Source organism: Allobosea sp., from assembly GCF_035999205.1.
Classification (GTDB): Bacteria; Pseudomonadota; Alphaproteobacteria; order Rhizobiales; family Beijerinckiaceae; genus Allobosea.
Genome location: NZ_DASYHA010000018.1, coordinates 317,753 through 343,103 on the forward strand (window position 1 = coordinate 317,753; position 25,351 = coordinate 343,103).

Below are 25,351 nucleotides of genomic sequence, written 5' to 3' on the forward strand. Positions count from 1 at the left end.
CGCAAATCACCGGCGCAAATTGTCCGGTCCGAAGGAGGCTGGCAACAGCTCCGCCAGCGAAAACATCTGCCGTACGCCGCCGGGCCCGGCGATCGCCACGGGCGTCTCCGGTGTCGCGAATTCACGGATGCGCTGTCGGCAGGCGCCGCAGGGCGTGACCAGGGCCTCTCCCTCGCCGAGCACGAGGATGGCCGCGATGCGGCCGGCGCCGCCCGCGATCATCGCGGAGATCGCGCCCTGCTCGGCGCAGCTGCCGGACGGGTAGGCGGCGTTTTCGACATTGCAGCCGGAATAGACGACGCCGTCATCCGCGAGGATCGCCGCGCCGACCTTGAAGCGCGAATAGGGCGCGTAGGCGCGCGGCTGGGCGCGTGCTGCTGCCGCGAACAACGTCTCGAAATCGACGCTCGGCTCGCTCATCGCGCTCAGCGCTCCTTCACATAGGGCAGGCCGGAGGCCTTGGGCGGCGTCGACTTGCCGATGAAGCCGGCCAGCAGGATCACGGTCATCAGATAGGGCAGGGCCTGGATCGCCTGCACCGGAACCTGTCCGATGCCGGGCAGCGCCACGCCCTGCAGCCGGATTGCGATCGCGTCGAGCCCGCCAAAGAGCAGGCAGGCCCAGAGCGCTTGCCAGGGGCGCCAATTCGCGAAGATCACGGCGGCCAGCGCGATAAAGCCCTTGCCGGCTGTCATATGCGGCAGGAAGCCGGCTGATTGCGAGACGGCGAGATAGGTTCCGCCCAGGCCGCAGAGGGCGCCGCAGATGACCACTGCGCCATAGCGCAGCGCGGAGACCGAGATTCCGGCGGTGTCGACCGCGGCCGGGTTCTCGCCCACGGCGCGCAGGCGCAGCCCGAAGCGCGTGCGCTTGAGGACCAGCGCAGTCAGGACGACGGCGAGCAGGGCGAGATAGGCCGGCACGGCGTGGCCCGACACGACCTCGTCATAGAACAGGCCGAGCGCGGGGACGTGCTCGCGCAGCGTCGCAGCGAAGGGCAGGGCGATGTCGCCGAAGCGCGCCGCCCCCTCCAGTGTCGGGGTCCGGCCGCCTTGCCCGTACCAGGCATTGCCGAGGATCACGGTCAGCCCTGCCGCCAGCATGTTGATGGCAACGCCGGAGACGATCTGGTTGCCGCGCCAGGTGATTGCCGCGAAGCCATGCACGAGCGCCAGCCCAATCGAGGCCAGAATGCCGGCCCCGAGCCCGGTCCAGGCCGAGCCCGTATGATAGGCGGCGACGGCCGACGCGAAGGCCGCGATCAGCATCTTGCCTTCGAGCCCGATATCGACGACGCCGGCCCGCTCCGACCAAAGCCCCGCCATGGCGGCGCAGAGCAGCGGTACCGAGAGCCGGATCGCGGAGTCGAGGATGACGGCGAGGGTCGCGATCCATTCCATCGTCAGCTCGCCCTTCCGAGCCGCAGTCCGCTCGCCACCACACGCCGGAACAGCCCGTCCAGCGCACCGGCGAAGAGAATGACGACGCCGCCGATAACCACGACCATGTCGCGGGTGATGCTCGGCTTGTCGAAGGAGAGTTCCGCGCCACCCTGGTAGAGCACGCCGAAGAGCAAGGCGGCGAGTGCCACGCCGACGGGATGGCCGCGCCCCATCAGCGCCACCGCGATGCCGACGAAACCGTAGCCCGCGGTGAAATCGAGCAGCAGCCGGTGCTGCACGCCCATCACCTCGTTGACGGCGAGCCCGCCGGCGAGCGCGCCCGAGATCGCCATCGCGACCATGGTGATCCGGGCCGGCGAAATCCCGGCATAGGCGGCGGCTTTCGGATTGGCGCCGACGGTACGGATGGCATAGCCCAGCCGCGAACGGAAGATCAGCGCCCACACCGCGACGAGGGCGGCGAGCGCCAGCAGGAAAGCCGAGTTCAGCGGGGTCGCGGGGAGCTTGATGCCGAGTGGCGCAAGCAGCTTGTGCATCGGCGTCAGGATGGCATGGGCGGCGAATTCCGGCGTTTCCGGCTGCATCGAGCCCGGCTTCCCCATGACCTCGACCAGGAGATAGACGGTCAGCGTCGCGGCCAGGAAGTTGAACATGATCGTGGTGATGACGACGTGGCTGCCGCGCGTCGCCTGGAGCCAGCCCGGGACGAGCCCGTAGAGCGCCCCGCCCCCTGCCGCGGCGAGCACCGCCAGCGGCACCAGCAGGACGCCTGGCAGCGGCGCCAGCCAGAGGCAGGCGAGCGCGGTGAAGATGCCTGCGATCGTCGCCTGTCCCTCGCCGCCGATGTTGAACAGGCCGGCATGGAAGGCGACCGCGACCGCGAGCCCCGTGAAGATGAAGTTCGTGGCGTAGTAGAGCGTGAAGCCGATGCCCTCGGCCGAGCCGAGTGCGCCTCGCAGCAGGAGCGCGGTTGCCTCCAGCGGGCTCTCGCCGATCCCGAGCACGACGAGCCCGGCGACGGCGAGGGCGGCCGCAACCGAAACCAGCGGCACCAGCGCGGTATCGGCCCAGCGCGGGAGTTCGATGGGCGCCGCGCTCACGCAGCCTCCTCCGCCACGCCTGCCATCAACAGTCCGAGATCGCGCTCGTCGGCGGTCTCCGCCATGCGCTCGCCGGTGATCCGGCCACCGCACATCGCGAGAATGCGGTCGGACAGCGCCATCACCTCCTCGAGTTCGACCGAGACGAGCAGGATCGCGACACCAGCATCGCGCAGCGCGATCAGGCGGCGGTGGATGAACTCGATCGCGCCGATATCGACGCCACGTGTCGGCTGGCCGACGAGCAGCACCTTCGGCGCCCGCTCGATCTCGCGTCCGAGCACGATCTTCTGCTGGTTGCCACCGGAGAACTTCGCGGTCTTTAGCGCGGGGTCCGGCGGGCGCACGTCATAGGCCGCGAAGGTCTCGCGGGCATGTGCCGCAATCGCCGCCGGCGACAGGAAGGGGCCGGGGCCAAGGGCGGGATCGTGCTGATAGCCCAGGATCGCGTTCTCGGCGGCCGGAAAGGCGGTGACGAGGCCACTGCGGTGGCGGTCCTCGGGGATATGCATCACGCCAAGCTTGCGCAGGCGGGCGGGGTTGCGGTCGGCGCTGGAGAGGATGTTTCCGGCCAGCCTGACGACACCGCGCGACGGTTGGCTGAGGCCGGCGAGCACTTCGAGCAATTCGCTCTGGCCGTTCCCGGCGACACCCGCGATCCCGACGATCTCGCCGGCATGGAGGGTCAGGTCGACGCCTCGCAGGAGCGCGACGCCGCGCGCATCGACGAGCTCGAGCCCGACGGCCTCCAGAACCTTTTCGCCGCGCGGCCTCGGCTCCTTCTCGACCCGCAGCAGCACCCGGCGCCCGACCATCGCCTCGGCGAGTTCGGGCGGTGAGGTCTCGGCGGTCGCAAGATGCGCGACCATCTCGCCGCGCCGCATCACCGAGACGCGGTCTGTCACCGCCATGATCTCGCGCAGCTTGTGCGTGATCATGATCACGGTCTTGCCCTGGGCGCGCAGCGCCCTCAGCAGGGCAAAGAGCTGGTCGGCCTCGGGCGGCGTCAGCACGGCGGTCGGCTCGTCGAGGATCAGGATCTGAGCGCCGCGATAGAGCGCCTTGAGGATCTCGACCCGCTGCTGGAGGCCGACGGACAGATCACCGACGATCGCATCGGGCTCGATGGCGAGGCCGTAATCGGCCGCCAGCCGCGCGAGCTCGGCGCGGGCCCGGGCCAACCCGCCCTTGAGGAAGGGGCCGCCCTCGGCGCCGAGGACGACGTTCTCGACGACGCTCAGCGTCTCGACCAGCATGAAATGCTGGTGCACCATCCCGATGCCGAAGCCGATCGCATCCGCCGGCGTACGAATCCGGCACTCGGCGCCGCCGATCCGGATCGTGCCGGCATCGGCCTCGTAAAAGCCATAGAGGATCGACATCAGCGTTGATTTGCCGGCTCCATTCTCACCGACGATGCCGTGGATCGAGCCCTCGGCGACGGACAGCGAGACGTCGCGATTGGCCTGGACCGGCCCGAACCGCTTGGAGATGCCCGACAGCTCGATCGCGGGAGCGGCGTGTGCCGTCATAGCTCGATCGTCATCCCGTCATGGGCCCGTTCCTCGGGCAGGTCACCGTGCCCTGCCAGCATGGACATGCCCATATGGGTCAGCACGATCCGCGCCGTGTCGAGTTCGCTCCGATGTGCGCTTAGCGTCCGGTAGTCGAGATGGTTCGCGAGCTTGGTGTCGTAGGCGTAGCATTCGACGAGCAGGACGTCGGCGCCGGCGGCGAGCGGGATCAGCGCGTCCGTCCATGCGGTGTCGCCGGAGAAGGCGAATATCCTTCCCGCATGGTCGAGCCGGTAGCCCTGACAGGGGCCGGCGCGCTCGTCATGCACCATCGGGAAGGCGCTGACATTGATCCCGGCGAGCGTTGCCGGCTGCTCCGGCGTCACCTCGACATAGGTGATGGGAAAGCGCCAACGGTTGGTCGACGAGCCCGGGAAATCCGCTTCGAGAGCATGCAGGGTTCGGTGTTCGATGCCGGCAGGCCCGGCGATGGTCAGCGCTTCCGTCCGCCGCGAGGCGAACTGCGCATCGAGCAGGAAGGCCGGCAGCCCGCCGAAATGATCGCCGTGGAAATGCGTGAAGAGCAGGGTCGAGAGGCCGTTGCGCTCGATCCCTGCCCGATTCAGCGCGACCATGCTGGACGCGCCGCAATCGAGCAGCATGCGCTCGGCCCCGGCCCCGGCCTCGACATGCAGGCACGTATTGAAGCGCCCGCCGGTACCGAAGGCGTCGCCGGAACCGAGAATGGTGACCTTCATGGAAGGCGAGCCGCCCTGGCCGTCATGCTCGGGCTCGCCCCGAGCATCTGCATGAGATTCTCGGGTCTGCGCTCCGCTTCGCCCGAGAATGACGAATTTCTACCGCGTCTCAGATCGTGCACTTCGAATCCGACATGTAGTCATGGACCTTGACCGAGCCGCTGATGATGTCGGCGCGGGCCTTGTCGGCGGCGGCCTTCATCTCGGGCGTGATCAGCGCCTTGTTTGCGTCGTCGAGCGCCCAGCCGACGCCGTCCTCCTTGAGGCCGAGCACGGAGATCCCGGGCTTCCAGGCGCCGTCACGCGCGGCTTTGAACGAGGCGTAGGTGGCAACGTCGACGCGCTTCAGCATCGAGGTCAGCACCTTGCCGGGCTGCAGTGCGTTCTGGTTGGAGTCGACGCCGATGCCGAGCTTGCCGGCGTCGGCGGCCGCGCGCAGCACGCCGATGCCGGTGCCGCCGGCGGCGTGGTAGATCACGTCGGCGCCGCGGTCGATCTGCGACTTGGCGAGCTCGCCGCCCTTGACCGGGTCGTTCCAGGCGGCCGGCGTCGAGCCGGTCATGTTCTGGAAGATCTCGGCGTCCTTCTTGGCCGCCTTGACGCCCTGGACGTAGCCGCAGGCGAATTTCCGGATCAGCGGGATGTCCATGCCGCCGACGAAGCCGACCTTGTTGGTCTTCGAGGCGAGGCCAGCCAGAAGTCCGACGAGATAGGAGCCCTCATGCTCCTTGAACACCACCGACTGCACGTTCGGCAGGTCGACCACCATGTCGATGATCGTGAACTTCAGGTCGGGGAATTCGGCCGCCACCTTCTGCAGCGCGGTCGCCTGCGAGAAGCCGACGGCGATGATCGGCGAATGCCCGTCGCGCGCGAAGCGCCGCAGCGCCTGCTCGATCTGCGCCTCGTTGGTGGGTTCGAAATCGCGGAACTCGATGCCGGTCTCGGCCTTGAACTTCTCGGCGCCCGCGAAGACGCCCTCGTTGAAGGATTTGTCGAACTTGCCGCCCTTGTCATAGACGACCGCTGGCTTCATCGCCGTCTGCGCCATCGCCGCGACGGCCGAGAGAGCGACGCCGGCCAGCGCCAGCGCAAGCGATTTCAGACGCATGGAAGATCCCCTGTTCGACGTGAGGGGTCGTTGGTCGCCCCATCTGGCCGACACGATGGCATGGCTTTGCGGCGTGGCCAAGCGGGGTGACGATTGCCCCCGGCGCAGGATCGGCTTAACCCTTCGCGGATGAGCCTGAACGACGACGAGATCGAACGCTATGCGCGCCATCTGGTGCTGCCGGAGATCGGCGGTCCCGGCCAGCAACGTCTGAAGAACGCGCGCATTCTCGTCGTCGGGGCGGGCGGCCTCGGTGCGCCGCTGCTGCAATATCTCGCCGCCGCCGGCGTCGGAAAGATCGGCATCGTCGACGACGATATCGTCTCGCTGTCGAACCTGCAGCGCCAGACGATCTACGGAACGGACGATGTCGGCGCCCACAAGGCAGTGGTTGCGGCAGATTTCATTCGCCGTCTCAATCCGCATGTGGTCGTCGAGGAGCATGTCACCCGCATCGACCCGCATAATGCGCGCGCGCTGATCGCCTTCTACGATGTCGTCGCCGAGGGCTCCGACAATTTCGCCACGCGCTATGCCGTCTCGGATGCCTGCTTTCACGAGCGCAAGCCGGTGGTCATGGCGGCGCTCGGGCGCTTCGATGGTTCGCTGACGACGATCCGCGCCCATGAGAAGGGCCCCGACGGGCGCCCGAACCCGACCTGGCGCTGCCTCTTCCCCGACATGCCGCCCGCGGGCGCGATTCCGACCTGTGCCGAGGCCGGCATCCTCGGCGCGCTGCCCGGTGTCGTGGGCTCTCTGATGGCTCTCGAGGTGATCCGCGCCGTGACCGGCTTCGGCGAGCCCCTCGTCGGCAAGCTGCTGCTGATCGATGCGCTGACGATGCGCTTTGAGACGCTGCGCTATGGCTGGGACGAGACGAATGCGCTGAACGGCACCGCTCGGTAGGCCCGTCAGCGAAGCTTCGAGCTGCTTCCCGGCTGGCCTTAAGGCCGAATGGGCGAAGCCTGCCTCCGGCCGCAGGCCCCCGACCATGGTTTCGGGGGCGGAGCGCGTGCGAGAGCCGGTGCGCGTCGCTACGCTTTGCTGGCGCGCTTCGCCTCGATCACGTCGAAGAGCTGGGCCGCCAGGTCCGGCCCGCCGAGTTTCTTGATCGCGCGTACGCCGGTGGGCGCCGTCACGTTGATCTCGGTCAGCTTGCCGTGGATCACGTCGATGCCGACGAGCAGCAGGCCGCGCTCGCGCAAGGCCGGGCCGATCGCCTCGCAGATCGCCAACTCCTGCTTCGAGAGGTCGGTCGGCTTGGCCGCGCCGCCGCGAACCATATTGGCGCGCAGGTCGCCGACCGCCGGCACGCGGTTGACCGCGCCGGCCGCCTTGCCGTCGATCAGGATGATGCGCTTGTCGCCCTCGCTGATCTCCTTGATGAAGCCCTGCACCACCCAGGGCTCGCGGAAGAGATTGCTGAACAGGTCGAAGAGCGAGCCGAAATTCGGATCGGTCTTGCTGGTCTTGAACACGGTCGCACCGCCATGGCCGTAGAGCGGCTTCATCACGATCTCGCCATGCTCGTCGCGGAAGGCCTCGATCTCGGCCTTGTCGCGGGTGATCAGCGTCGGCGGCATCAGCTCCGGGAAATGGGTGACGAAGATCTTCTCCGGGGCGTTGCGCACCTGGGTCGGATCGTTGACCACCAGCGTCTTCGGATGGATCCGCTCCAGCATATGCGTCGTGGTGACATACGCCATGTCGAACGGCGGGTCCTGCCGCAGCAGCACCACGTCGAGCGTCGAGAGATCGACCTTCTCCTCGGAACCGGCGGTGAAATGGTCGCCCTCGACGTCGCGCACCGTCACCGGGCGCATCGGCGCCGTGACCTTGCCGTCGCGCATCGAGAGCTTGTCGGGGGTGTAGGTGTAGAGCGTGTGGCCGCGCGCCTGCGCTTCCAGCATCAGGGCGAAGCCGGTGTCCCCGGCGATCCGGAGGCGCTCGATCGGATCCATCTGGATGGCAACGGTCAGGGACATGGCTTCCGCTCCGATGAGGCGAAGGACGACGATGGGGCGTCCTTATCGGACGATGCGGCCGGAATCGGCAAGTGGCATGGCTTGCGTCACAGGACGAGCGGGAAGACGGCCGGCACATGGCGCGGCCAGCGCCGGGGCGCGAGGAAGACCGCGTCCGCCCGCAGGTGATGATCGTTTGCCCAGGGGTTCCGCGCCAGCCATTGCCGGATGCGGGCCTCGATCAACCGGCGCTTCTGCGGGGTGATCGCGCCCAGTGCGTCCTCGATCGCGCCGCGTGCCTTGACCTCGACGAAGGCCACCGTGCGGCCGCGTTTCACGATCAGGTCGATCTCGCCGCCCTTGCCGCCGAAGCGCCGCGCCAGCAGCCGGTAGCCCTTCGCTGCGAGCCAGAGGATCGCGAGCCATTCCGAGCGGCGGCCGGTGGTGCCGGAACGCCTTGCGCGCCGGCTGCGAAGTGCCTCGCCCCCGCCTTCGGCGGTCACGGCGTCTCGCGAGTGAGTTCGAGGGCGCGTGCATAGACCTTGCGGCGCGGCTGGCCGGTCTCGGCCGCGACCTGTGCGACGGCCTCCTTCAGCGAGACCTGGGCGAGAGCCGCGCGCAGCCGCTCCTCGATGACGTCGCCGGCCGGCGTCAGCACTTCGGCGCCGGGCGGGCCGATGATCACGACGATCTCGCCGCGCGCCTCTTCCTCCCCGTCGTAATGCGCGGCCAGGGCCGAGAGCGGCCCGCGCTGGACGTTTTCGTAGAACTTGGTCAGCTCGCGCGCGACCGCACCCGGCCGCTCGCCCAGCACCGCCGCCGCGTCCGACAGCATCTCGGCAAGGCGCCGCGGTGATTCGAAGAAGACCAGCGTTCCCGGGATGGCCGCCAGTTCGGTCAGTCGTCCGCGCCGAGCCGCGGCCTTCGGCGGCAGGAACCCCTCGAAGAAGAAGCGGTCGGTAGGCAGCCCGGCGAGCACCAGCGCGGCCAGCACGGCGGAGGGGCCGGGAATGCCCGTAACCGGCAAACCCTCGGCAACGAGTCCGGCCACGAGCTTGTAGCCGGGGTCCGAAACCAGCGGCGTGCCGGCATCCGAGATCAGCGCGAGCTTGCCGCCTTCGCGCAGCTTCTCGAGGATCTTGGGCCGCATCTGCTCGGCATTGTGCTCGTGATAGGGATAGAGCGGCGTCGAGATGCCGTAATGCGCCAGCAGCGTCTTCGAGGTTCGGGTGTCCTCGGCCAGGATCGCATCGGCGGCCGCCAGCGTCGCCAGGGCCCGGAACGAGATGTCGCGCAGATTACCGATCGGAGTCGCGACGATATGCAGGCCGGGCGAAAGCGGCTCGGCTTCGGCCTTGACCCCGAAGGCGGTGTAGCTTGGTGCGCGCGGCGCTGCGGAGGGGGCTGTCGACATCGCCGCGAACCTGCCACAAGCGCTCCCTCCGCGCCATCGGCCCGTCGGGCCATCGTCAACCTCCGCTGGCGCAACACAGAGTTAACAACTTGAAAATACCATGTCGCACTGGCAGGAGAGTCCCCGAGGTCGGGGGACTGCACCGCCGGACGGGCGGTCTGCCTTTCCGGCACAAGAACTGGAGATCGCCCGTGTCGCGTCATCGGCTTCTTGCACCGGTTGGTCGGCGAAGTGCCTGTTCGCTGGTCGCGCTCGCCTGTCTGGCGCTCGCGGCCTGCACCGGCGGCCCCGGCGGGTTGCCCGGTTTCGACAGCGCGGGGTCTCAGGGCCAGCCGAGCACCGGGCAGACCATCGGCACGGGCAAGGTCAAGGTCGGGCTGATCCTGCCTCTGACGGCCGAAGGCCAGGGGGCCGTCGTCGGCAATTCGCTCCGGAACGCCGCCGAGATGGCGCTGGCCGAGTTTCCCAATGCCGACCTGACGCTGCTGGTCAAGGATGATCGCGGCACGCCCGAGGGCGCTCAGGCTGCGGCGCAGGAGGCGCTCGGCGAGGGCGCCGAACTCATCATCGGGCCGCTCTTCGCACCGTCGGTCCAGGCGGTGGGACAGGTCGCGCGCGGCGCCAACCGCCCCGTCATCGCCTTCTCCAGCGACACCAATGTCGCGGGGCGCGGTGTCTATCTCCTGTCCTTCCCTCCGGAGAACGACGTCAACCGCGTCATCGCCTATGCCTCGCAGCAGGGCCGCAGGTCCTTCGCGGCGCTCGTCCCGGATACCGCCTATGGCAAGGTCGTCGAGGCCGCCTTCCAGCAGGCCGTCGCGGCGCGCGGTGCCCGCGTGGTCGTGATCGAGCGCTTCTCGCCGGACCAGAACTCGATGCGCGCCGCCGCGACCCGGCTGACGCCGGCTCTGGCGCAGGCCGATGCGCTCTTCGTGCCCGCCGCCGCCGATACGATGCCGGCGCTCGGCACCGCGCTCCAGCAGGCCGGCTATGATCCGGCGAAGGTCAAGCCGCTGGGGACGGGCGTCTGGAACGACTCGAATGTCGCGCGCGTGCCGGCGATCCAGGGTGGCTGGTTCGCGTCGCCCGACACGGCCGGCTTCAACGCCTTCGCGGGCCGCTATCAGGCTCGCTTCAACAGTGCGCCGACGCGTACCGCGACGCTTGCCTATGATGCGGTCTCGCTCTCGGCGGCGCTGGCGCGCACGCAGGGCTCGCAGCGCTTTTCGGAACAGGTCCTGACCAATGCCTCGGGCTTTGCCGGCGCCGATGGTGTCTTCCGCTTTCGGCCTGACGGCCAGATCGACCGGGGCCTCGCGGTGCTGGAACTGCGCAACGGTCAGATCGTCACGGTCAACGCAGCGCCGCGCGATCTGGGCCCGCGCACGCAGTAGCCAAGCGTCATGCTCGGGCTCGACCCGAGCATCTTCTCGCGGAGATTCTCGGGTCTGCGCTTCGCTCCGCCCGAGAATGCCGGGTCGGGCTACGCCGCCAGATCCGCCACGACAGCGTCCAGTACTAGGGCGCCCTCGGGCGTGCAGGCGAGCTTGCCGCCGGGCTTTCGAGCCAGGAGCCCATCCAGGACCAGACTCGTGACGCGGGGTTCGCGGAGCGCGCGCCCGGACAGGGCCTTGAACACCGCGGGATCGATGCCCTCGACCAGCCGCAGGCCCATCAGCAGATACTCGTCGCCTTGCGCCTCGGCGCTGAGCCGCTCATCCTCGACCAATGCGTGCCCCTCACTTTCGACGCGCTCGAGCCAGGTCTCCGGCCGCTTCTCGGTCGAATGCGCCATCCGCCCATCGGCCGTGACGAGCCGGCCATGGGCGCCCGGGCCGACCCCGGCATATTCGCCATAGCGCCAGTAGACCAGGTTGTGCCGGCATTCGGCGCCCGGTCTCGCATGGTTGGAGATCTCGTAGACGCCGAGTCCGTGCCGGGCCGTGATCTCCTGCGTGATCTCGTAGAGCGCCGCGCCCGCCTCATGATCGGGGATCGAGAGCTTGCCTGCCTTGAACAGCCGCTCGAACATCGTGTCGGGTTCGATGGTGAGCTGGTAGAGCGAGAGATGCTCGGCCGCATGGCTGATGGCGAGTTCGAGCTCGGCCCGCCAGAGCGCCGGCGTCTGCGTGGCCGCGCGGGCATAGATCAGGTCGAAGGAATAACGCTCGAAATATTTCCGGGCGATCGCAACCGCATCGAGCGCTTCCCTCGCGGAATGCATCCGCCCCAGCGCCTTGAGGTCGGCGTCGTTCAGGGCCTGCACGCCGAGCGAGACGCGGTTGACGCCGGCCGCGCGGAAATCGGCGAAGCGCCCGGCTTCGACGCTGGTCGGATTCGCTTCCAGCGAAACCTCGCAGTTCGGATCGACCGCCCAGAACTCGCCGATCGCATCGAGGATCGCGCCGACCGTGCGCCCCTCCATCAGTGACGGCGTGCCGCCGCCGAAGAAGATCGAGGTGACCGTACGGCCCGGTGCAAGTTGCGCCCGATGGGCCAGCTCGCGCCGGAACGCGGCGACGTAGCGGGCCTGGTCGGGCGGCTGCAGCCGCACATGCGAATTGAAGTCGCAATAGGGGCATTTGGCCAGGCAGAACGGCCAGTGCACATAGACCGCGAAACCCGCATCCGCAGTCGGATGCAGGATCGCGCCCTGCCGCTCGGCGCTGGCCGCGGCGCCGCTCAATGCGGTTTCCTGAGGCAGGCGGCCGCAAGCTGCTTGAAGGCACGCGCGCGATGCGAGAGCGCGTCGTCCGCGCCGCTCTTCACCGTGCTCGACATCTCGGCAAAGGTCACGTCATAGCCCTCGGGCTGGAAGATCGGATTATAGCCGAAACCGCCCGTGCCGCGTGGTGCGTCGACGATCCTGCCGTAGACCCGCCCCTCGAACAGTTCCTCGTGTCCGTCCGGCCAGGCGATCACCAGCGCCGAGACGAAATGAGCGCGCCGCTTCTCGGGAGCGGTCGCGCCGCGCTTGGCCATTTCGGCGAGGACGCGCGCCATGGCCGGCTTGAAGTCCTTGCCCGGCCCGGCCCAGTTGGCCGAGAACAGGCCGGGTGCGCCATCCAGCGCCTCGACGCAAAGCCCGGAATCGTCCGAGAGCGCCGGCAGGCCGCAGGCCTTCGCCGCAGCATGCGCCTTGATGGCGGCATTCTCCGAGAACATGTAGCCGGTCTCGTCGGGCTCCGGCAGTCCGAGCTCGCCGGCCGAGACCAGCTCGATCCCGTAAGGCGCCATCAGCTCGCGCATCTCGGCGAGCTTGCCCTTGTTGTGGGTCGCGAGAACGACCTTGCCGGCGAGGAGACGATGCTCGCTCATCTCAGGCAACCGCTGCCTTCTGCAGCGTGACGAGCTTGCCGACGCCGCCCTTGGCGAGCTTGAGCAGCGCCATCAGCTCCTCTTCCGAGAAGGGCGCACCCTCGGCCGTGCCCTGCACCTCGACGAGGCCGCCCGAGCCGGTGATGACGAAGTTCGCATCGGTCTGCGCACCGGAGTCCTCGACATAGTCGAGGTCGAGAACCGGGTTGCCGGCGACGATGCCGCAGGACACCGCCGCGACATGATCCTTGAGCGGGTTCGAACCCTTGAGCATGGAGCGGCCCTCCATCCATTTCAGCGCGTCGTGCAGCGCGACCCAGGCGCCGGTGATCGATGCGGTGCGCGTGCCGCCATCGGCCTGCAGCACGTCGCAATCGACGACGATCTGGCGCTCGCCGATCGCGGTCAGGTCGACCACCGCGCGAAGCGAACGCCCGACCAGGCGCTGGATCTCCTGGGTGCGGCCGGAGGGCTTGCCGGAGGTGACCTCGCGGCGGGTTCGCTCATGCGTGGCGCGGGGCAGCATCGAATACTCGGCCGTGACCCAGCCCTTGCCGGTGCCGCGCAGCCACGGCGGGCCCTTTTCCTCGACGGTCGCCGCGCAGAGCACCTTGGTCTCGCCGAAGGTCACCATGCAGGAGCCCTCCGCATAGCGCACGACGCCGCGTTCGAGCGTCACCTTGCGCATTTCGTCTGCGGCGCGTTTGGAGGGTCGCATGGGCATATCCTGATTGTTCTGGGTCGCCGGCTTGTAGGCGGTTGCGCGGGGGGCGGCAAGGTTGGCGCCGCCGCGTCATGCGTTTTCGCTTGATCCTTCTGGGGTCCGGGCGGACAATAACGCCATGTCGAACCCGTCTTTCCGGCCGAAATGAGCGCCCATACGCCGCGCCCCGAATCCGCCAGCGGCTTGATCGAGACCGACCAGCGCTCGCGCGAGATCTTTCGCCAGATCGTCGACGGCTACTTGGCCACGGGCGAACCAGTCGGCTCCCGCAACATCGCCCGCCTGCTGCCGATGGCGCTGTCGCCCGCGACGGTACGCAACGTCATGACCGACCTCGAGCTGGCCGGGCTGATCTATGCGCCGCATACCTCGGCGGGGCGCCTCCCAACAGAGAGGGGCCTGCGCTTCTTCGTCGATGCGATGATGGAGGTCGGGAACCTCACCTCCGACGAGCGCACACGCATCGAGGCGCAGATGAAGGCGGCCGCGACCGGGCGCACGCTCGATGGCACGCTGACCGAGGCCTCGGCGCTGCTTTCGGGTCTCTCGCGCGGCGCCGGCGTCGTCGTCACCACCAAGGCGAATGCCCGGCTGAAGCATATCGAATTCGTTCGGCTCGATCCGGCGCGCGCGCTCGTCGTGCTGGTCGCGGATGACGGCACCGTCGAGAATCGCCTCCTGACTCTGCCGCCGGGACTGCCGGCTTCGGCTCTGACGGAGGCCGCGAATTTCCTGAACGCCCGCATCATGGGCAAGACGCTGGGCGAGCTGCGCAGCGAGATTGCCCAGCATCGTGCGCAGATGGAGCAGGAACTCGATTCGCTGACGGCGCGGCTGGTCGAGAGCGGCATCGCCACGTCTTCGGGGCCGAGCAGCGACCGGCATCTGATCGTGCGCGGCCAGGCCAACCTGCTCGAGGATCTGAAGGCGCAGGAGGATCTCGAGCGCATCCGCCTGCTCTTCGGCGATCTCGAGACGCAGACCGACGTCATCGACCTGCTGTCGCGCGCCGAGGCTGGCGATGGCGTGCGCATCTTCATCGGCTCCGAGAACAAGCTGTTCTCGATGTCGGGTTCGTCGATGGTGGCCGCGCCCTTCCGCGACGCAGAACAGCGCATCGTCGGTGTCGTCGGCATCATCGGCCCGACACGGCTGAACTATGCCCGCATCGTGCCGATGGTCGACTATACCGCCAAAGTGGTCGGCCGGCTGCTGGATGGCGAGCGATGAAGGGTCTCCGCCGCCTGCTTGCGGCGGTGTTGGGTGTGATGCTGATGAACTCTGCTGTTCACGCGACGGGTCCTGCCTTGATCGAAGCCGCCGCTGCGGGGCGTGCCGACGAGGTCGCCCGACTGATTTCCGCCGGCGCGCCGTTGGAGGCGCAGGACTCCCAAGGTCGGACCGCCCTGCTGCAGGCCGTCGCGGGTAATCACGTCGCCATCGCGAAGGCGCTGCTCGACGCTGGCGCCAGCCCGAATACGCAGGCCGCCAATCGCGACACGCCCTGGCTCCTCGCCGGTGCGTCGGGCCGCACCGAGATCATCGCGGCGATGCTGCCGCGCAAGCCCGATCTCTCGATCCGCAACCGCTATGGCGGCAATGCCCTGATCCCGGCCTGCGAGCGGGCCCATGTCGAGACGGTCAGGCTGCTCCTGCCAAGTGGCATCGACCTCGATCACGTCAACGATCTCGGCTGGACCTGCCTGCTGGAGATCGTGATCCTCGGCGATGGCGGGCCGCGTCACCAGGAGGTCGCGAAACTGGTCCTCGATGCCGGCGCCAATCCCAATCTCGCGGACAAGGACGGTGTCTCGCCGCTCGCCCATGCCCGCCACAAGGGCCAGCGCGCGATCGCGGCCCTGATCCAGCAGGCCGGCGGCCGCTGATCCCCGCAGATTTGGATCGCTGCCGGATCGCGCTGCCTGTGCCCGCCTTGCGGCGCTCAGGCGCTCAGCGTCATCGGCGGAACGCAAGCCTCGCACATCGCTGCGACATGGCGGTGATCCGTGCCGCAGCATCCGCCGAGAATCCGGAAACTGGGGAAGTTGCGCCGGAGTGCCTGATAGCGCCGGCCGAGATCGATTGGGTCGCCCGCGTCCAGCGTCTCCGATTCGTCGAGTTCGGCATGGCTCTTCGTCGAGGCATTGGCACGCACGCCGTGCACCCGCTGCAGCCACGCCTCACCTGCCTCCAGCGCGTGCTCGAAATGCGTCGGATGGGCGCAGTTGATCATGTAGTAGAGCGGCGCGCCGCCTGTTTCGTCGTCGACGATCTCGATCGCCTCTCGCAGCGAGCGGCCGCTGACCAGCCTGCCGTCCGTCTCGACCGTGAAGGAGATCGCGCAGGGCATGTCGTGAGCTTGCGCGGCGAACGCGATGCCGATCGCCTCCTCGACCGTGCCGAGCGTATAGGCCGCGACCATGTCGGCTTGCGAGTCGGCGAAGGCGGCGATCTGCGCGCTATGGTAGTCGCGTGCCTCGACCGCGCCCATGGATCCTTCCTTGTACCCGTCACCCCGCGGCCCGATCGCTCCCGCGATGACGCAGGGCATGGTCGGCGTCTCCCACCGGTTGCGCAGCTTTTCCAGCAGCGTGATGGACCCTTGGTTCGCCGCCCTCAGCGCGGCGGCGTCGTAGCCGAGCTTCGCGCCCCAATCGGGGTTTGCACGCCAGGTCGCGCTGTCGAGGACGAAGCCGACGCCGCGCCCCTGCGCGACAGCGAGGTACTTCTCATAATAGGCGGTCAGATGCGCCCTCCCTTCGTCGCTGGCGAGCAGGACGAAGGAGGCGAAATGCGGCAACTCCAGCCCTTCATGGAAGATGAGGGTGGTTTCCATGCCGCCGTCGCTGAGGAAAACGCCGCCCTGCATCTGCGGCAAGGCGTGTCGATACTTTGCCATGAGTGTCGCTCCGCTTGGGGTTGAGACTTCCCTGACGGCCCCATGGCCCGCCAGGAGAGGCGTCGGTTATCCCCCGCCGCGGCACGCGACGACTAGCCGACTTGCGGTACGGCGGATTGAGGAAGAAAAAAATATTCAATATCAGTGGTTTGCCTGGAAAATGGTGCGGCCGAGCAGAATTGTGTTACGCTTCGGCAGCGCAAAACCATACCGGTGGTACAGTTTTCGGAGGTCCCGCCGTGAGCAAGGGCATCGCGACGCGCGACCGCATTCTCGCCATTGCTGAAGCGGGTGTCCTCGCCAAGGGCTTCGGTGCGACCTCGATCGAGGAGGTCATCGTCGAGGCGGGCATCACCAAGAGCGGCTTCTTCTATCACTTCCGCGACAAGAACGAGCTCGCCCGCGAGATGCTCAAGCGCTATGTGGCTAGCAACGACCAACTCTTCGACGAGATCTTTGCGCGCGGCCGCGAACTTTCCGACGACCCGCTGCAGGGCTTCCTGATCGCGCTCAAGCTACTGGCCGAGGTGATGTCGGACCTGCCGAACGGCCATCCCGGCTGCCTGATCGCCAGCATCTGCTACCAGGAGCGCCTGTTCGACCGCGAGGTGCGTGAGCTCACCGCGCAGTCGGTCAGGAGCTGGAACGCCCGTTTCCGCAGCATCTTCGGCGAGATCGCCTCGATCCACCCACCGCGCGAACCGATCGATCTCGACGATCTCGCCGACATGCTCTCCTGCGTTGTCGATGGGGGCATCATCATGTCGAAGACGCTCGGTGACCCGAGTCGTCTGGCTCGGCAGGTCCTGGCCTTCCGGAGCTTCGTCAAGCTGCTCTTCTCCGAGCCTGCGCGGGTCGCATAGGCCTGGCCAGCATGCCCCGCCCGATCGTTTGGGATCGCGGGATTTGGCTTCGTTGCCGGATCGCGCTACCTGTGCCGCCAACACGGCTCGCTTGCCGCACGATTCCGCATTCCAAGGCTGTATCCGATGACCGACACGCTCCCCGACCGTCTCTCCTCGAACCCGAGCAGCCCTTATTACAACGAAGAGCTGCTCGCGCGGGACATTGGCGTGCGCTTCAAGGGCGTCGAGAAGACCAATGTCGAGGAGTATTGCGTCAGCGAGGGCTGGGTGCGCCTCACCGCCGGCAACGCCAAGGATCGCTTCGGCAATCCGATGACGGTCAAGCTCAAGGGTGAAGTCGAGCCCTATTTCCGCCAGGCGAAGTCGGAGGGCTGACGCCCTCCCTACACCAGCGACTTGTAGAAGAAGGTCGAGCCGCAGAAGCGACCATCGGGCAACAATGCGAAGCGCGGTATGGTGCCGACCTCGGTCCAGCCGAGGCGGTTGTAGAGCCGCCGCGCCTCGCCATCTGCGTCGCTGTCGAGCACCAGCAGGTCGCGCTGCGCGGCGCGTGCGGCCGCCTCCGCTGCATTTACCAGCGCTGCGCCGAAGCCCTTCCGCCGCGCCCGCGAATGCACCAGCACCTTGGCGATCTCGGCGCGATGCGGCTGGTTCGGCTTGCCGATGAGCTGCAACTGGGCGGTGCCGACGATCTCGTCGCCGTCACGCGCGGCGAAGAGGACGGTCCGGCCCGCCTCGACCTCGGCCGCGACGCCGATCCAGAACCGCTCGAAATCGGCGTGGGTGTTCCAGTTCATGAAGCCGACGGATGCGCCATTGGCGACGCAATCGCGCAGGATCTCCGTCAGTTCGGGGATCGCGGCGCGTGCCGCTTCGACGTCGAGCGTCTCGATGGTCGGTAGGGTGGTCATGCGGCGTTGTCCGGAAGGCTGCCGCCCCGGGCGGCGAGGATGACTGCGTAGCGCACCGGGGTGGCGCTGCGGTTGCGATAGGCGATCCTGCCGCGCAGATGCATCTGCAGGCAGTCCCCGGTGCTCAGCGGGTGAACGGTTTCGCCGAGCGTCACCTCGAGAGCGCCGTCCAGGACCCAGATCTGCTGGTCGAGCGCCGGCGAGCCGGCGGCGCTGTCGAGCTCGACCTGCGCGCCGGGCGGCAGGACCACTTCGACGATCTCGAAGCCCGAGCCCGTGCCGTAGGGCGAGACGTTTCGGCGCAGATAGCCGCTCGCGGGATCGCGCCAGACGGCCTGATCGCCGCGCCGCGCCAGCGGGCCGGCGCCGGCGCTCTCATCGAGCAGGGCCGAGAGCGAGAGGCCGAGCCCCGAGCCGAGGCGTACCAGAAGCGCGGCCGTAGGGCTCGATTCGCCGCGTTCGACCCGCGAGATCATGGCCCGGCTGACGCCGGTGCGCTTGGCGAGGCCATCGAGTGTCAGTTCGGCACGCAGCCGCGCCGCCTTCAGGCGCGCACCGAGGCGCCTGTCGAGCGCGTCGTCGGAAATGTCAGCGGCGAAATCCATCAATGAGAGAAAAAATCTAATATCATGGAATGTCAAGCGCTCGCTCGCCGGCGTGCTACACTCCGGCGCCGCGGAACGCTTGGCGCGATGCGGCTTCGCTGCTATGGCCCGCGCATGAGCACGAAGTCCTTCGACAATATCCGCAACTTCTCGATCGTGGCGCATATCGACCACGGCAAGTCGACGCTTGCCGATCGGCTGATCCAGCAGACCGGCACGGTCGCGGCGCGCGACATGAGCGAGCAGATCCTCGACTCGATGGACATCGAGAAGGAGCGCGGCATCACGATCAAGGCGCAGACCGTGCGGCTCGACTACCTGGCGAAGGATGGCAAGACCTACATCCTGAACCTGATGGACACGCCCGGCCATGTCGACTTCGCCTACGAGGTCTCGCGCTCGCTGGCGGCCTGCGAGGGCTCGCTTCTCGTTGTCGATGCCTCGCAGGGCGTCGAGGCGCAGACGCTGGCCAATGTCTACCAGGCGCTCGACGCCAATCACGAGATCGTCACGGTTCTCAACAAGGTCGACCTGCCGGCGGCGGACCCCGAGCGCATCAAGCAGCAGATCGAGGATGTGATCGGCCTCGACGCCTCGGAAGCCGTGCCGATCTCGGCCAAGACCGGCCTCAACATCGAGGGCGTGCTGGAGGCGATCGTCGAGAAGCTGCCGGCGCCGAAGGGCGACCCCGACGCGCCGCTCAAGGCGATGCTGGTCGACAGCTGGTACGATGCCTATCTCGGCGTCGTCGTGCTCGTGCGCATCATCGATGGCGTGCTCAAGAAGAACATGACGATCCGCATGATGCGGGCCAACGCCGCCTATGGCGTCGACCGCGTCGGTGTGTTCAAGCCGAAGATGTCAGAGGTCAAGGAACTCGGCCCCGGCGAGGTCGGCTTCTTCACCGCCTCGATCAAGGAGGTCGCCGACACCGCGGTCGGCGACACCATCACCGACGACAAGAAGCCGATCGCCGAGCCGCTGCCGGGCTTCAAGCCGGTGCAGCCGGTGGTGTTCTGCGGCATCTTCCCGGTCGATGCCGCCGATTTCGAGCTGCTGCGCGGGGCGATGGCGAAGCTGCGCCTGAACGATGCCTCGTTCTCCTATGAAATGGAGACCTCGGCCGCGCTCGGCTTCGGTTTCCGCTGCGGCTTCCTGGGGCTCCTGCATCTGGAGATCATCCAGGAGCGGCTCGAGCGCGAGTTCAACCTCAACCTGATCTCGACCGCCCCCTCGGTCGTCTATCATCTCAAGCTGCGCGACGGCACGACCCTGGAGCTGCACAACCCGGCCGACATGCCGGACGTGATGAAGATCGAGGCGATCGAGGAGCCCTGGATCCGTGCCACCATCTTCACGCCGGACGAGTATCTCGGCTCGGTGCTGAAGCTCTGTCAGGACCGTCGCGGCCTGCAGATCGACCTCGGCTATGTCGGCTCGCGCGCCAAGGTCGTCTATGACCTGCCGCTGAACGAGGTCGTGTTCGATTTCTACGATCGGCTGAAGTCGATCTCGAAGGGCTACGCCTCCTTCGACTACAACATCACCGATTATCGCGAGGGCGACCTCGTGCGCATGTCGATCCTGGTCAATGCCGAGCCGGTCGACGCGCTCTCGATGCTCGTCCACCGCACCCGCGCCGAGGCCCGCGGCCGCGCCATGTGCGAGAAGCTGAAAGAACTGATCCCGCCGCACATGTTCCAGATCCCGGTTCAGGCGGCGATCGGCGGCAAGATCATCGCCCGCGAGACCATCCGCGCCCTGCGCAAGGACGTCACCGCCAAGTGCTATGGCGGCGACGCTACCCGCAAGCGCAAGCTTCTGGAGAAGCAGAAGGAAGGCAAGAAGAAGATGCGGCAGTTCGGCAAGGTCGAAATCCCGCAGGAAGCCTTCATCGCCGCGCTCAAGATGGATAGCTGAGCGGCATCGCTCCGCCCGTTACCTGCTGAAACGCGCGTCATCCCGGACAAGCGGCGTAGCCGCGCCGATCCGGGATCCATCGGAGAGCGCCGACATCCTTTGATGGATCCCGGCGCTCCGCTTCGCTTCGGCCGGGATGACGCGTTCTGGCTTACGCCCCGGCCGACTTTTCGCCTAGCTGCTTAACCTCACCAGCCCAGCGCGCAGCCGTCCTTGCGGTGGTCGGAGCCGGCGAGCAGTACGCCCTTCTCATGGTCGATCGAGATCGCCTGGCCGCCGCCGATGGCCGAGCTCGGCGCGGTGAAGCTGAAGCCGCGGCGTTCCAGCTCGGCTCGCACGGCCGGCGGCAAGGTTCCTTCTGCCTCGACCGCCGCCTGCCCGGGGCGCGGGAAGAGGCGCGGCAGCGACAGCGCAGTCTGCAGGTCGAGCCCGTAATCGACGACCTTGCTGACGAGATGTGCGTGGCCCATCGCCTGGTAATGGCCGCCCATCACGCCAAAGGACAGGCAAGCCTTGCCGTCGCGGGTCATCATGCCGGGGATGATGGTGTGCAGCGGGCGCTTGCGCGGAGCGATCGCATTGGGGTGCCCCTCCGTCAGAACGAAGCTCTGGCCGCGATTATGCAGCAGCACGCCGCTCTTCGGCGCCACGATCGCCGCGCCATAGGGGTGGAAGATCGAGTTGATGAAGCTGACCGCCATGCCCTGGCCGTCGACGATGCTGATATAGACCGTGTCGCGGTGCTCGACGCCGGACGCCGAGTAGCTCGGAAGCTCAGGGATCGCACGCTTCAGGTCGATCTTGGCGCGCAGCTCCGCCGCGAATTCCTCCGACAGGAGCCGCTCGACAGGGATCTCGGCCTGGCTCGGATCGGCCAGCACGGCGTCGCGCACCGAATAGGCCAGCCGCGACGCCTCGATCTCGAGATGCAGCCGGTCGGCCGAGAGCGGGTCGTCGCCCGGCTCGAAGCCGGACAGGATGTTGAGGATCAGCAGCGCGATCACGCCCTGGCCGGCCGGCGGGCATTCATGCACCTGGTAGTCGCGGAACTTGGTGCTGATCGGCGTTACATAGCCGCCCTTGGCGGCCTTGAAATCGTCCATCGTGTGCAGCCCGCCGAGCTCGCGCAGGCGGTCGACCATGTCCTGCGCGATCTCGCCCTCGTAGAAGGCAGCAGGGCCGCGCTCGCCGATGGCCTGCAGCGTGGCCGCGAGCTCCGGCTGCTGATGGACCTCGCCGGCGAGCGGCGCCCGGCCGCCCGGCAGGAAGATGCGGGCCGCATGCGGGTCGTTGGCCAGCAGAGCCGCCTGCGCCGCCCAGTCCGCTGCGGTGCGCGGCGGCACCGCATAGCCGTCGCGCGCGAGCGCGATGGCCGGCTCGAGCAGCTTGGCGAGCGGCAGCTTGCCGTGATCGTTGACCAGCGTCGCCCAGGCCTCGACCGCGCCCGGCACGGTCACGGCATGGGGGGACTGGCGCGGCAACTCGCTGAAGCCCTGCTCGCGATACCAGGCTGCCGTGGCGGCGGCCGGCGCGCGGCCCGAGCCGTCATAGGCGAGGATGTTGTCGCTGCCATCCGGCGAGATCAGCACGAAGCAGTCGCCGCCGATGCCGGTGGAGCCCGGCTCCACCACGCATTGCACGGCACAGGCCGCCACCGCCGCGTCGATTGCGTTGCCGCCCGCCTGCAGGATGTTGATGGCGGCGAGTGTCGAGGCCGGCTGCGATGTCGCGGCCATGCCCCGCCGGCTCATCACCACGGAGCGGCCGGGCTGCTCGAAATCGCGCTGGTTATGCTTGGTCACGTCTTTGGTCTCCCCGATCGCCGGCTCAGGCTGAATTGCTTTGCCTTCGCACTCGCCCAGCCGCGGCGGTTTGGCAAGCGCGCCGGACGCGTTGCGGCCCTGCGGCGGGTTCCACCCGCGCTGTCACGCTGATACGAACAGCGGCGCAACGAGAGAAAACGCCGGGGAGATCGAATCGTGCCGCTACCTGCCTCGCTCGCCGGGCGCCTGCGCCTCCCCGCCATCGCCTCGCCGATGTTTCTGGTCTCGGGCCCCGATCTGGTGGTCGAGACCTGCAAGGCTGGCATTCTCGGCACCTTCCCGGCCCTGAACCAGCGCACGAGCGAGGGCTACGCCGCCTGGCTCGACGAGATCGAGGGGCGCCTCGCCGACAGCCCCGGCGCGGCGCCTTTCGGCGTGAACCTGATCGTCCATCGCTCCAATCCGCGCCTCGAACAGGATCTGGCGATCACCGCGAAGCACAACGTCCCGCTCGTGATCACCTCGCTCGGCGCGGTGCCCGATCTGGTCAAGGCGGTGCACGGCTATGGCGGCGTCGTATTTCACGACGTCATCAGCCTGCGCCACGCCGAAAAGGCGGCGGAGGCTGGTGTCGACGGCATCATCGCCGTGGCGGCCGGCGCTGGCGGTCACGCCGGCACGATCAGTCCCTTCGCACTGGTATCGGAAATCAGGCGCTTCTTCTCCGGCACGATCGTGCTGGCTGGCGCGATCTCGAACGGCGCGCAGATCGCCGCGGCGCGGTTGATGGGCGCCGATCTCGCCTATCTCGGCACGCGCTTCATCGCGACGGCCGAGAGCATGGCGGATCCCGCCTACAAGGCGATGCTGCTGAAGACGCGCGCGGCCGATATCCTCTACACACCGGCGATCAGCGGCGTGAACGCGAACTTCATGCGTGAGAGCATCAAGGCGGCGGGCCTCGATCCCGACAACCTGATCTCCCACGGCAAGCTCGATCTCGGCAACGAGGCCAAGGTCTGGAAGACGATCTGGTCGGCGGGCCAGGGCGCGGGCTCGATCGAGGATGTGCCGAGCGTGGCTGATCTGGGTGCGAGGCTGGTGCGCGAATACGCCGAGGCGCGCGCCTCGCTTGCGGCCTGAGCTTCGTAGCTCTAGCACGCCGTCATCCCGGGGCGGGCTCGGGATGACGTTGATTGTTGCCGCTTGCGCGGATCAGCTCTTCAGCTTGGCGTTGCACTGGCTCCAGTAGCCACCGCCCTTCTCGATCCATTTCAGTTCGCCATTGGCGTTGGCGGCCTTGTTGGCGTTGTACTGGTCGGCACAGGTCTTGAGCCGGGCCTTGCCCGCCGACTGGTCGGAGTATTTCTGCGAAACCGCCCTCGGGAAGACGGCGGCCTTGGCCTTGCCCGCCGGCTTCGCCGCAGGCGCCGCCGCCGGTGTCGCGGGCTCGGTCACCGCGGCTGCGGCCTCGTTGTCGTCGGCGTCGTCATCTCCGCACTGAGCCTTGCGGAAATCGTTCCATTTCTGGCCCTTGAGCGTGTTGGCCTTCTTCGCGTCCTGATACTTGGCGCTGCATTCCTTCATCGTCAGCGCAGAGGCCGGCGTCACCGGCAGCATCGTCAGGGCGAGAAGGGAAGCGGATGCAAGAATGGCGTTCCTCAGCATGGTCGTCTCCGTCGCAGGGTTGATCTGGACCCTGCGTCATCGCACTCCCATTCTCGAGGCGTGGCAAGCGGGAATTTCGCCGGCCTGAAACGCATTCCGTTCAGGCGAGGGAGCGCAGATCGAAGCCTGGATCGGCCGCCTGCTCCGGAGTCGGCCAGCGCCCGGCGGCGATCAGCCGCCGACCCATCATGTGATCGGCCGGCTTGTTGATGCTCTCGATCGCCGCCAGCCTGTCGCCCTCATAGCGGAACAGCGAGAAGCGCCCATCCTCAACCGATCCACGCAGGATGTCCGTGCTGCCGCCATTGGCGAGGCCGACCATCTGCAGCTTGACGTCGTACTGGTCCGACCAGAACCACGGCACGGAGCGATAGGCCTCCGGCTTGCCGGCGATGGTGCCGCCTGCCGCGCGCCCCTGGTCATGCGCATTCTGGACGGAGCTAAGCCGCAGGCGACGTCCAGCGAAGACATTGGGATGGCTGGTGCAGTCTCCGGCCGCGAAGATCGCCGGATCGGAGGTGCGGCAGAAATCGTCCACGACGATGCCGTCCTCCACGGCAAGGCCTGCCGCTGCCGCCAGCTCGGTATTCGGCACGGCGCCGACCGCCGAGAGCACGAGGTCGCAGGCCAGGCGCGTGCCGTCGTCGCAAAGCACGGCGGTCGCCTTGCCGTCCTTGCCCTCGATCCGTTCGACCTTCGTCGCGAGCCGGATCGTGACGCCATGGCCGGCGTGGATGCGGTGCATGTAGGCGGAAATCTCGGGAGAGACGGCATGGCCGATCAGGCGCGTCCCCGCCTCCACCACCGAGACCTGCTTGCCGAGCGCGATCGCGGCCGAGGCCGCCTCGAGCCCGATGAAGCCGCCGCCTATGATAACGATGGCGGCGGCTGCGCCGAGCCGCTCGCTCAGGGCCTGGGCGTCCTCGATGGAACGCAGCGTGACGACGCCGTCGAGCTCCGCCCCGGGGCAGCGCAGGGCCGCGGCGCGTGCACCGGTCGTCAGCGCGAGCGTCCCGAAGCGCAGCGCGGAACCGTCGTCGAGCAGCACCTGGCGTGCTTGCCGGTCTAGCGCGACGGCGCGGCGTCCGGCGATGAACGCGATTCCCGCCTCCTCGTAGAAGGAAGCCGCCTTCAGCGGCAGATTGGCCCCGGCCTTGCCGAGCAGGAAGCCTTTCGACAGCGGCGGCCGCTGATAGGGCAGCTCCGTCTCGTCGCCGACCAGGGCGATGCGTCCGGAAAATCCGGCCTCGCGTGCCGCGCCGGCGACGCCGACGCCAGCATAGGAGGCGCCGATCACGACGAGATCGAAATCCGTGTCCGTTCCGGAATAGGCGGGGCTGGTCGACATCTCTGAAAGGTCCATGGTCGAACGAACGCGCAGCCGATGACCGTCGCCGGAACGGCTTGCCGACG

Annotated in this window: 26 protein-coding genes; 8 read left to right on the forward strand and 18 right to left on the reverse strand. The window is 67.8% G+C overall.

The genetic code is table 11. The annotated features are described in order from the left end of the window. Positions 1-6 precede the first annotated feature (6 nt). The 6 genes from VGN82_RS07580 to VGN82_RS07605 all read right to left on the reverse strand — a co-directional run bounded on the left by VGN82_RS07580 (position 7) and on the right by VGN82_RS07605 (position 5,880). Positions 7-420, reverse strand: a complete 414-nt coding sequence (locus VGN82_RS07580; protein WP_327526380.1) for a cytidine deaminase — start codon at positions 418-420, stop codon at positions 7-9. A gap of 5 nt (positions 421-425) precedes the next feature. Next, positions 426-1,400 (reverse strand): ABC transporter permease, encoded by a 975-nt coding sequence (locus VGN82_RS07585; protein ID WP_327526381.1) that lies wholly within the window; start codon positions 1,398-1,400, stop codon positions 426-428. Positions 1,401-1,402: 2 nt separating this feature from the next. Next, positions 1,403-2,503, reverse strand: a complete 1,101-nt coding sequence (locus VGN82_RS07590) for an ABC transporter permease (protein WP_327526382.1) — start codon at positions 2,501-2,503, stop codon at positions 1,403-1,405. Further along, positions 2,500-4,035 carry an ABC transporter ATP-binding protein gene (locus tag VGN82_RS07595; RefSeq protein WP_327526383.1) on the reverse strand — a complete coding sequence of 512 codons (1,536 nt, stop codon included), beginning with the start codon at positions 4,033-4,035 and terminating at the stop codon, positions 2,500-2,502. Before VGN82_RS07595 ends, VGN82_RS07590 begins: the two co-directional genes overlap by 4 nt. Further along, positions 4,032-4,775 (reverse strand): MBL fold metallo-hydrolase, encoded by a 744-nt coding sequence (locus VGN82_RS07600; protein WP_327526384.1) that lies wholly within the window; start codon positions 4,773-4,775, stop codon positions 4,032-4,034. The genes VGN82_RS07595 and VGN82_RS07600 overlap by 4 nt, the downstream gene beginning before the upstream one ends. A 109-nt stretch (positions 4,776-4,884) precedes the next feature. Continuing rightward, the gene (locus VGN82_RS07605) at positions 4,885-5,880 is read right to left on the reverse strand and encodes a BMP family lipoprotein (RefSeq protein WP_414644231.1); all 996 of its coding nucleotides are present in this window, start codon (positions 5,878-5,880) and stop codon (positions 4,885-4,887) included. Positions 5,881-6,015: 135 nt separating this feature from the next. On the opposite strand from VGN82_RS07605, the gene VGN82_RS07610 reads away from it, so the two are divergent. Further along, positions 6,016-6,792, forward strand: coding sequence for a HesA/MoeB/ThiF family protein (locus tag VGN82_RS07610; RefSeq protein ID WP_327526386.1), 777 nt, complete (start codon positions 6,016-6,018; stop codon positions 6,790-6,792). A gap of 128 nt (positions 6,793-6,920) precedes the next feature. Here VGN82_RS07610 and gshB read toward each other — a convergent pair whose 3' ends face one another. From gshB to rsmI, 3 genes are all read right to left on the reverse strand, one after another. After that, positions 6,921-7,871, reverse strand: coding sequence for a glutathione synthase (gene gshB / locus VGN82_RS07615; protein ID WP_327526387.1), 951 nt, complete (start codon positions 7,869-7,871; stop codon positions 6,921-6,923). 86 nt (positions 7,872-7,957) lie between these two features. After that, on the reverse strand, positions 7,958-8,353 hold the full coding sequence (locus tag VGN82_RS07620; protein ID WP_327526388.1) for a YraN family protein: 396 nt from the start codon (positions 8,351-8,353) through the stop codon (positions 7,958-7,960). After that, positions 8,350-9,264 (reverse strand): 16S rRNA (cytidine(1402)-2'-O)-methyltransferase, encoded by a 915-nt coding sequence (gene rsmI / locus VGN82_RS07625; RefSeq protein ID WP_327526389.1) that lies wholly within the window; start codon positions 9,262-9,264, stop codon positions 8,350-8,352. The genes VGN82_RS07620 and rsmI overlap by 4 nt, the downstream gene beginning before the upstream one ends. A gap of 191 nt (positions 9,265-9,455) precedes the next feature. Here rsmI and VGN82_RS07630 point away from each other — a divergent pair, with 191 nt between their 5' ends. Then, a complete protein-coding gene (locus VGN82_RS07630) occupies positions 9,456-10,658 on the forward strand; it encodes a penicillin-binding protein activator (RefSeq protein ID WP_327526390.1) in 1,203 nt (400 codons plus the stop codon). Positions 10,659-10,747: 89 nt separating this feature from the next. On the opposite strand, the gene hemW is transcribed toward VGN82_RS07630, so the two are convergent. The 3 genes from hemW to rph are packed head-to-tail and all read right to left on the reverse strand — an operon-like array spanning position 10,748 to position 13,300. Further along, positions 10,748-11,950, reverse strand: a complete 1,203-nt coding sequence (gene hemW / locus VGN82_RS07635) for a radical SAM family heme chaperone HemW (RefSeq protein WP_327526391.1) — start codon at positions 11,948-11,950, stop codon at positions 10,748-10,750. After that, positions 11,947-12,582, reverse strand: a complete 636-nt coding sequence (gene rdgB / locus VGN82_RS07640; RefSeq protein WP_327526392.1) for an RdgB/HAM1 family non-canonical purine NTP pyrophosphatase — start codon at positions 12,580-12,582, stop codon at positions 11,947-11,949. Before rdgB ends, hemW begins: the two co-directional genes overlap by 4 nt. Before the next feature lies 1 nt (position 12,583). Then, positions 12,584-13,300, reverse strand: coding sequence for a ribonuclease PH (gene rph, locus VGN82_RS07645; RefSeq protein ID WP_327526393.1), 717 nt, complete (start codon positions 13,298-13,300; stop codon positions 12,584-12,586). 150 nt (positions 13,301-13,450) lie between these two features. Here rph and hrcA point away from each other — a divergent pair, with 150 nt between their 5' ends. Together hrcA and VGN82_RS07655 are read left to right on the forward strand one after the other, a co-directional pair. Then, the gene (hrcA, locus tag VGN82_RS07650; RefSeq protein ID WP_327526394.1) at positions 13,451-14,536 is read left to right on the forward strand and encodes a heat-inducible transcriptional repressor HrcA; all 1,086 of its coding nucleotides are present in this window, start codon (positions 13,451-13,453) and stop codon (positions 14,534-14,536) included. Then, positions 14,533-15,192 carry an ankyrin repeat domain-containing protein gene (locus VGN82_RS07655; RefSeq protein ID WP_327526395.1) on the forward strand — a complete coding sequence of 220 codons (660 nt, stop codon included), beginning with the start codon at positions 14,533-14,535 and terminating at the stop codon, positions 15,190-15,192. Before hrcA ends, VGN82_RS07655 begins: the two co-directional genes overlap by 4 nt. A 56-nt stretch (positions 15,193-15,248) precedes the next feature. On the opposite strand, the gene VGN82_RS07660 is transcribed toward VGN82_RS07655, so the two are convergent. Next, entirely contained in the window at positions 15,249-16,205 is a 957-nt protein-coding gene (locus VGN82_RS07660) for a homocysteine S-methyltransferase family protein (RefSeq protein WP_327526396.1), read from the reverse strand. A gap of 239 nt (positions 16,206-16,444) precedes the next feature. On the opposite strand from VGN82_RS07660, the gene VGN82_RS07665 reads away from it, so the two are divergent. Together VGN82_RS07665 and VGN82_RS07670 are read left to right on the forward strand one after the other, a co-directional pair. Further along, positions 16,445-17,068 carry a TetR/AcrR family transcriptional regulator gene (locus VGN82_RS07665; RefSeq protein ID WP_327526397.1) on the forward strand — a complete coding sequence of 208 codons (624 nt, stop codon included), beginning with the start codon at positions 16,445-16,447 and terminating at the stop codon, positions 17,066-17,068. A 126-nt stretch (positions 17,069-17,194) separates the two neighbouring features. Continuing rightward, positions 17,195-17,446 carry a DUF3297 family protein gene (locus VGN82_RS07670; RefSeq protein WP_327526398.1) on the forward strand — a complete coding sequence of 84 codons (252 nt, stop codon included), beginning with the start codon at positions 17,195-17,197 and terminating at the stop codon, positions 17,444-17,446. 8 nt (positions 17,447-17,454) lie between these two features. On the opposite strand, the gene VGN82_RS07675 is transcribed toward VGN82_RS07670, so the two are convergent. Further along, the gene (locus tag VGN82_RS07675) at positions 17,455-17,982 is read right to left on the reverse strand and encodes a GNAT family N-acetyltransferase (RefSeq protein WP_327526399.1); all 528 of its coding nucleotides are present in this window, start codon (positions 17,980-17,982) and stop codon (positions 17,455-17,457) included. Continuing rightward, positions 17,979-18,587 (reverse strand): helix-turn-helix domain-containing protein, encoded by a 609-nt coding sequence (locus VGN82_RS07680; protein ID WP_327526400.1) that lies wholly within the window; start codon positions 18,585-18,587, stop codon positions 17,979-17,981. The genes VGN82_RS07675 and VGN82_RS07680 overlap by 4 nt, the downstream gene beginning before the upstream one ends. Positions 18,588-18,701: 114 nt before the next feature. Here VGN82_RS07680 and lepA point away from each other — a divergent pair, with 114 nt between their 5' ends. Then, on the forward strand, positions 18,702-20,507 hold the full coding sequence (gene lepA, locus VGN82_RS07685; protein ID WP_327526401.1) for a translation elongation factor 4: 1,806 nt from the start codon (positions 18,702-18,704) through the stop codon (positions 20,505-20,507). 188 nt (positions 20,508-20,695) lie between these two features. Here the strand turns inward: lepA and ggt are convergent, their stop codons facing one another. After that, positions 20,696-22,258, reverse strand: a complete 1,563-nt coding sequence (ggt, locus tag VGN82_RS07690) for a gamma-glutamyltransferase (protein WP_327526490.1) — start codon at positions 22,256-22,258, stop codon at positions 20,696-20,698. Between the two features lie 228 nt (positions 22,259-22,486). Between ggt and VGN82_RS07695 the strand changes: the two genes are divergently transcribed. Then, the gene (locus VGN82_RS07695) at positions 22,487-23,413 is read left to right on the forward strand and encodes an NAD(P)H-dependent flavin oxidoreductase (protein ID WP_327526402.1); all 927 of its coding nucleotides are present in this window, start codon (positions 22,487-22,489) and stop codon (positions 23,411-23,413) included. Positions 23,414-23,485: 72 nt separating this feature from the next. Here VGN82_RS07695 and VGN82_RS07700 read toward each other — a convergent pair whose 3' ends face one another. Together VGN82_RS07700 and VGN82_RS07705 are read right to left on the reverse strand one after the other, a co-directional pair. After that, positions 23,486-23,938, reverse strand: coding sequence for a hypothetical protein (locus tag VGN82_RS07700; protein WP_414644225.1), 453 nt, complete (start codon positions 23,936-23,938; stop codon positions 23,486-23,488). 100 nt (positions 23,939-24,038) lie between these two features. After that, positions 24,039-25,286, reverse strand: a complete 1,248-nt coding sequence (locus VGN82_RS07705) for an NAD(P)/FAD-dependent oxidoreductase (protein WP_327526403.1) — start codon at positions 25,284-25,286, stop codon at positions 24,039-24,041. Positions 25,287-25,351 lie beyond the last annotated feature (65 nt).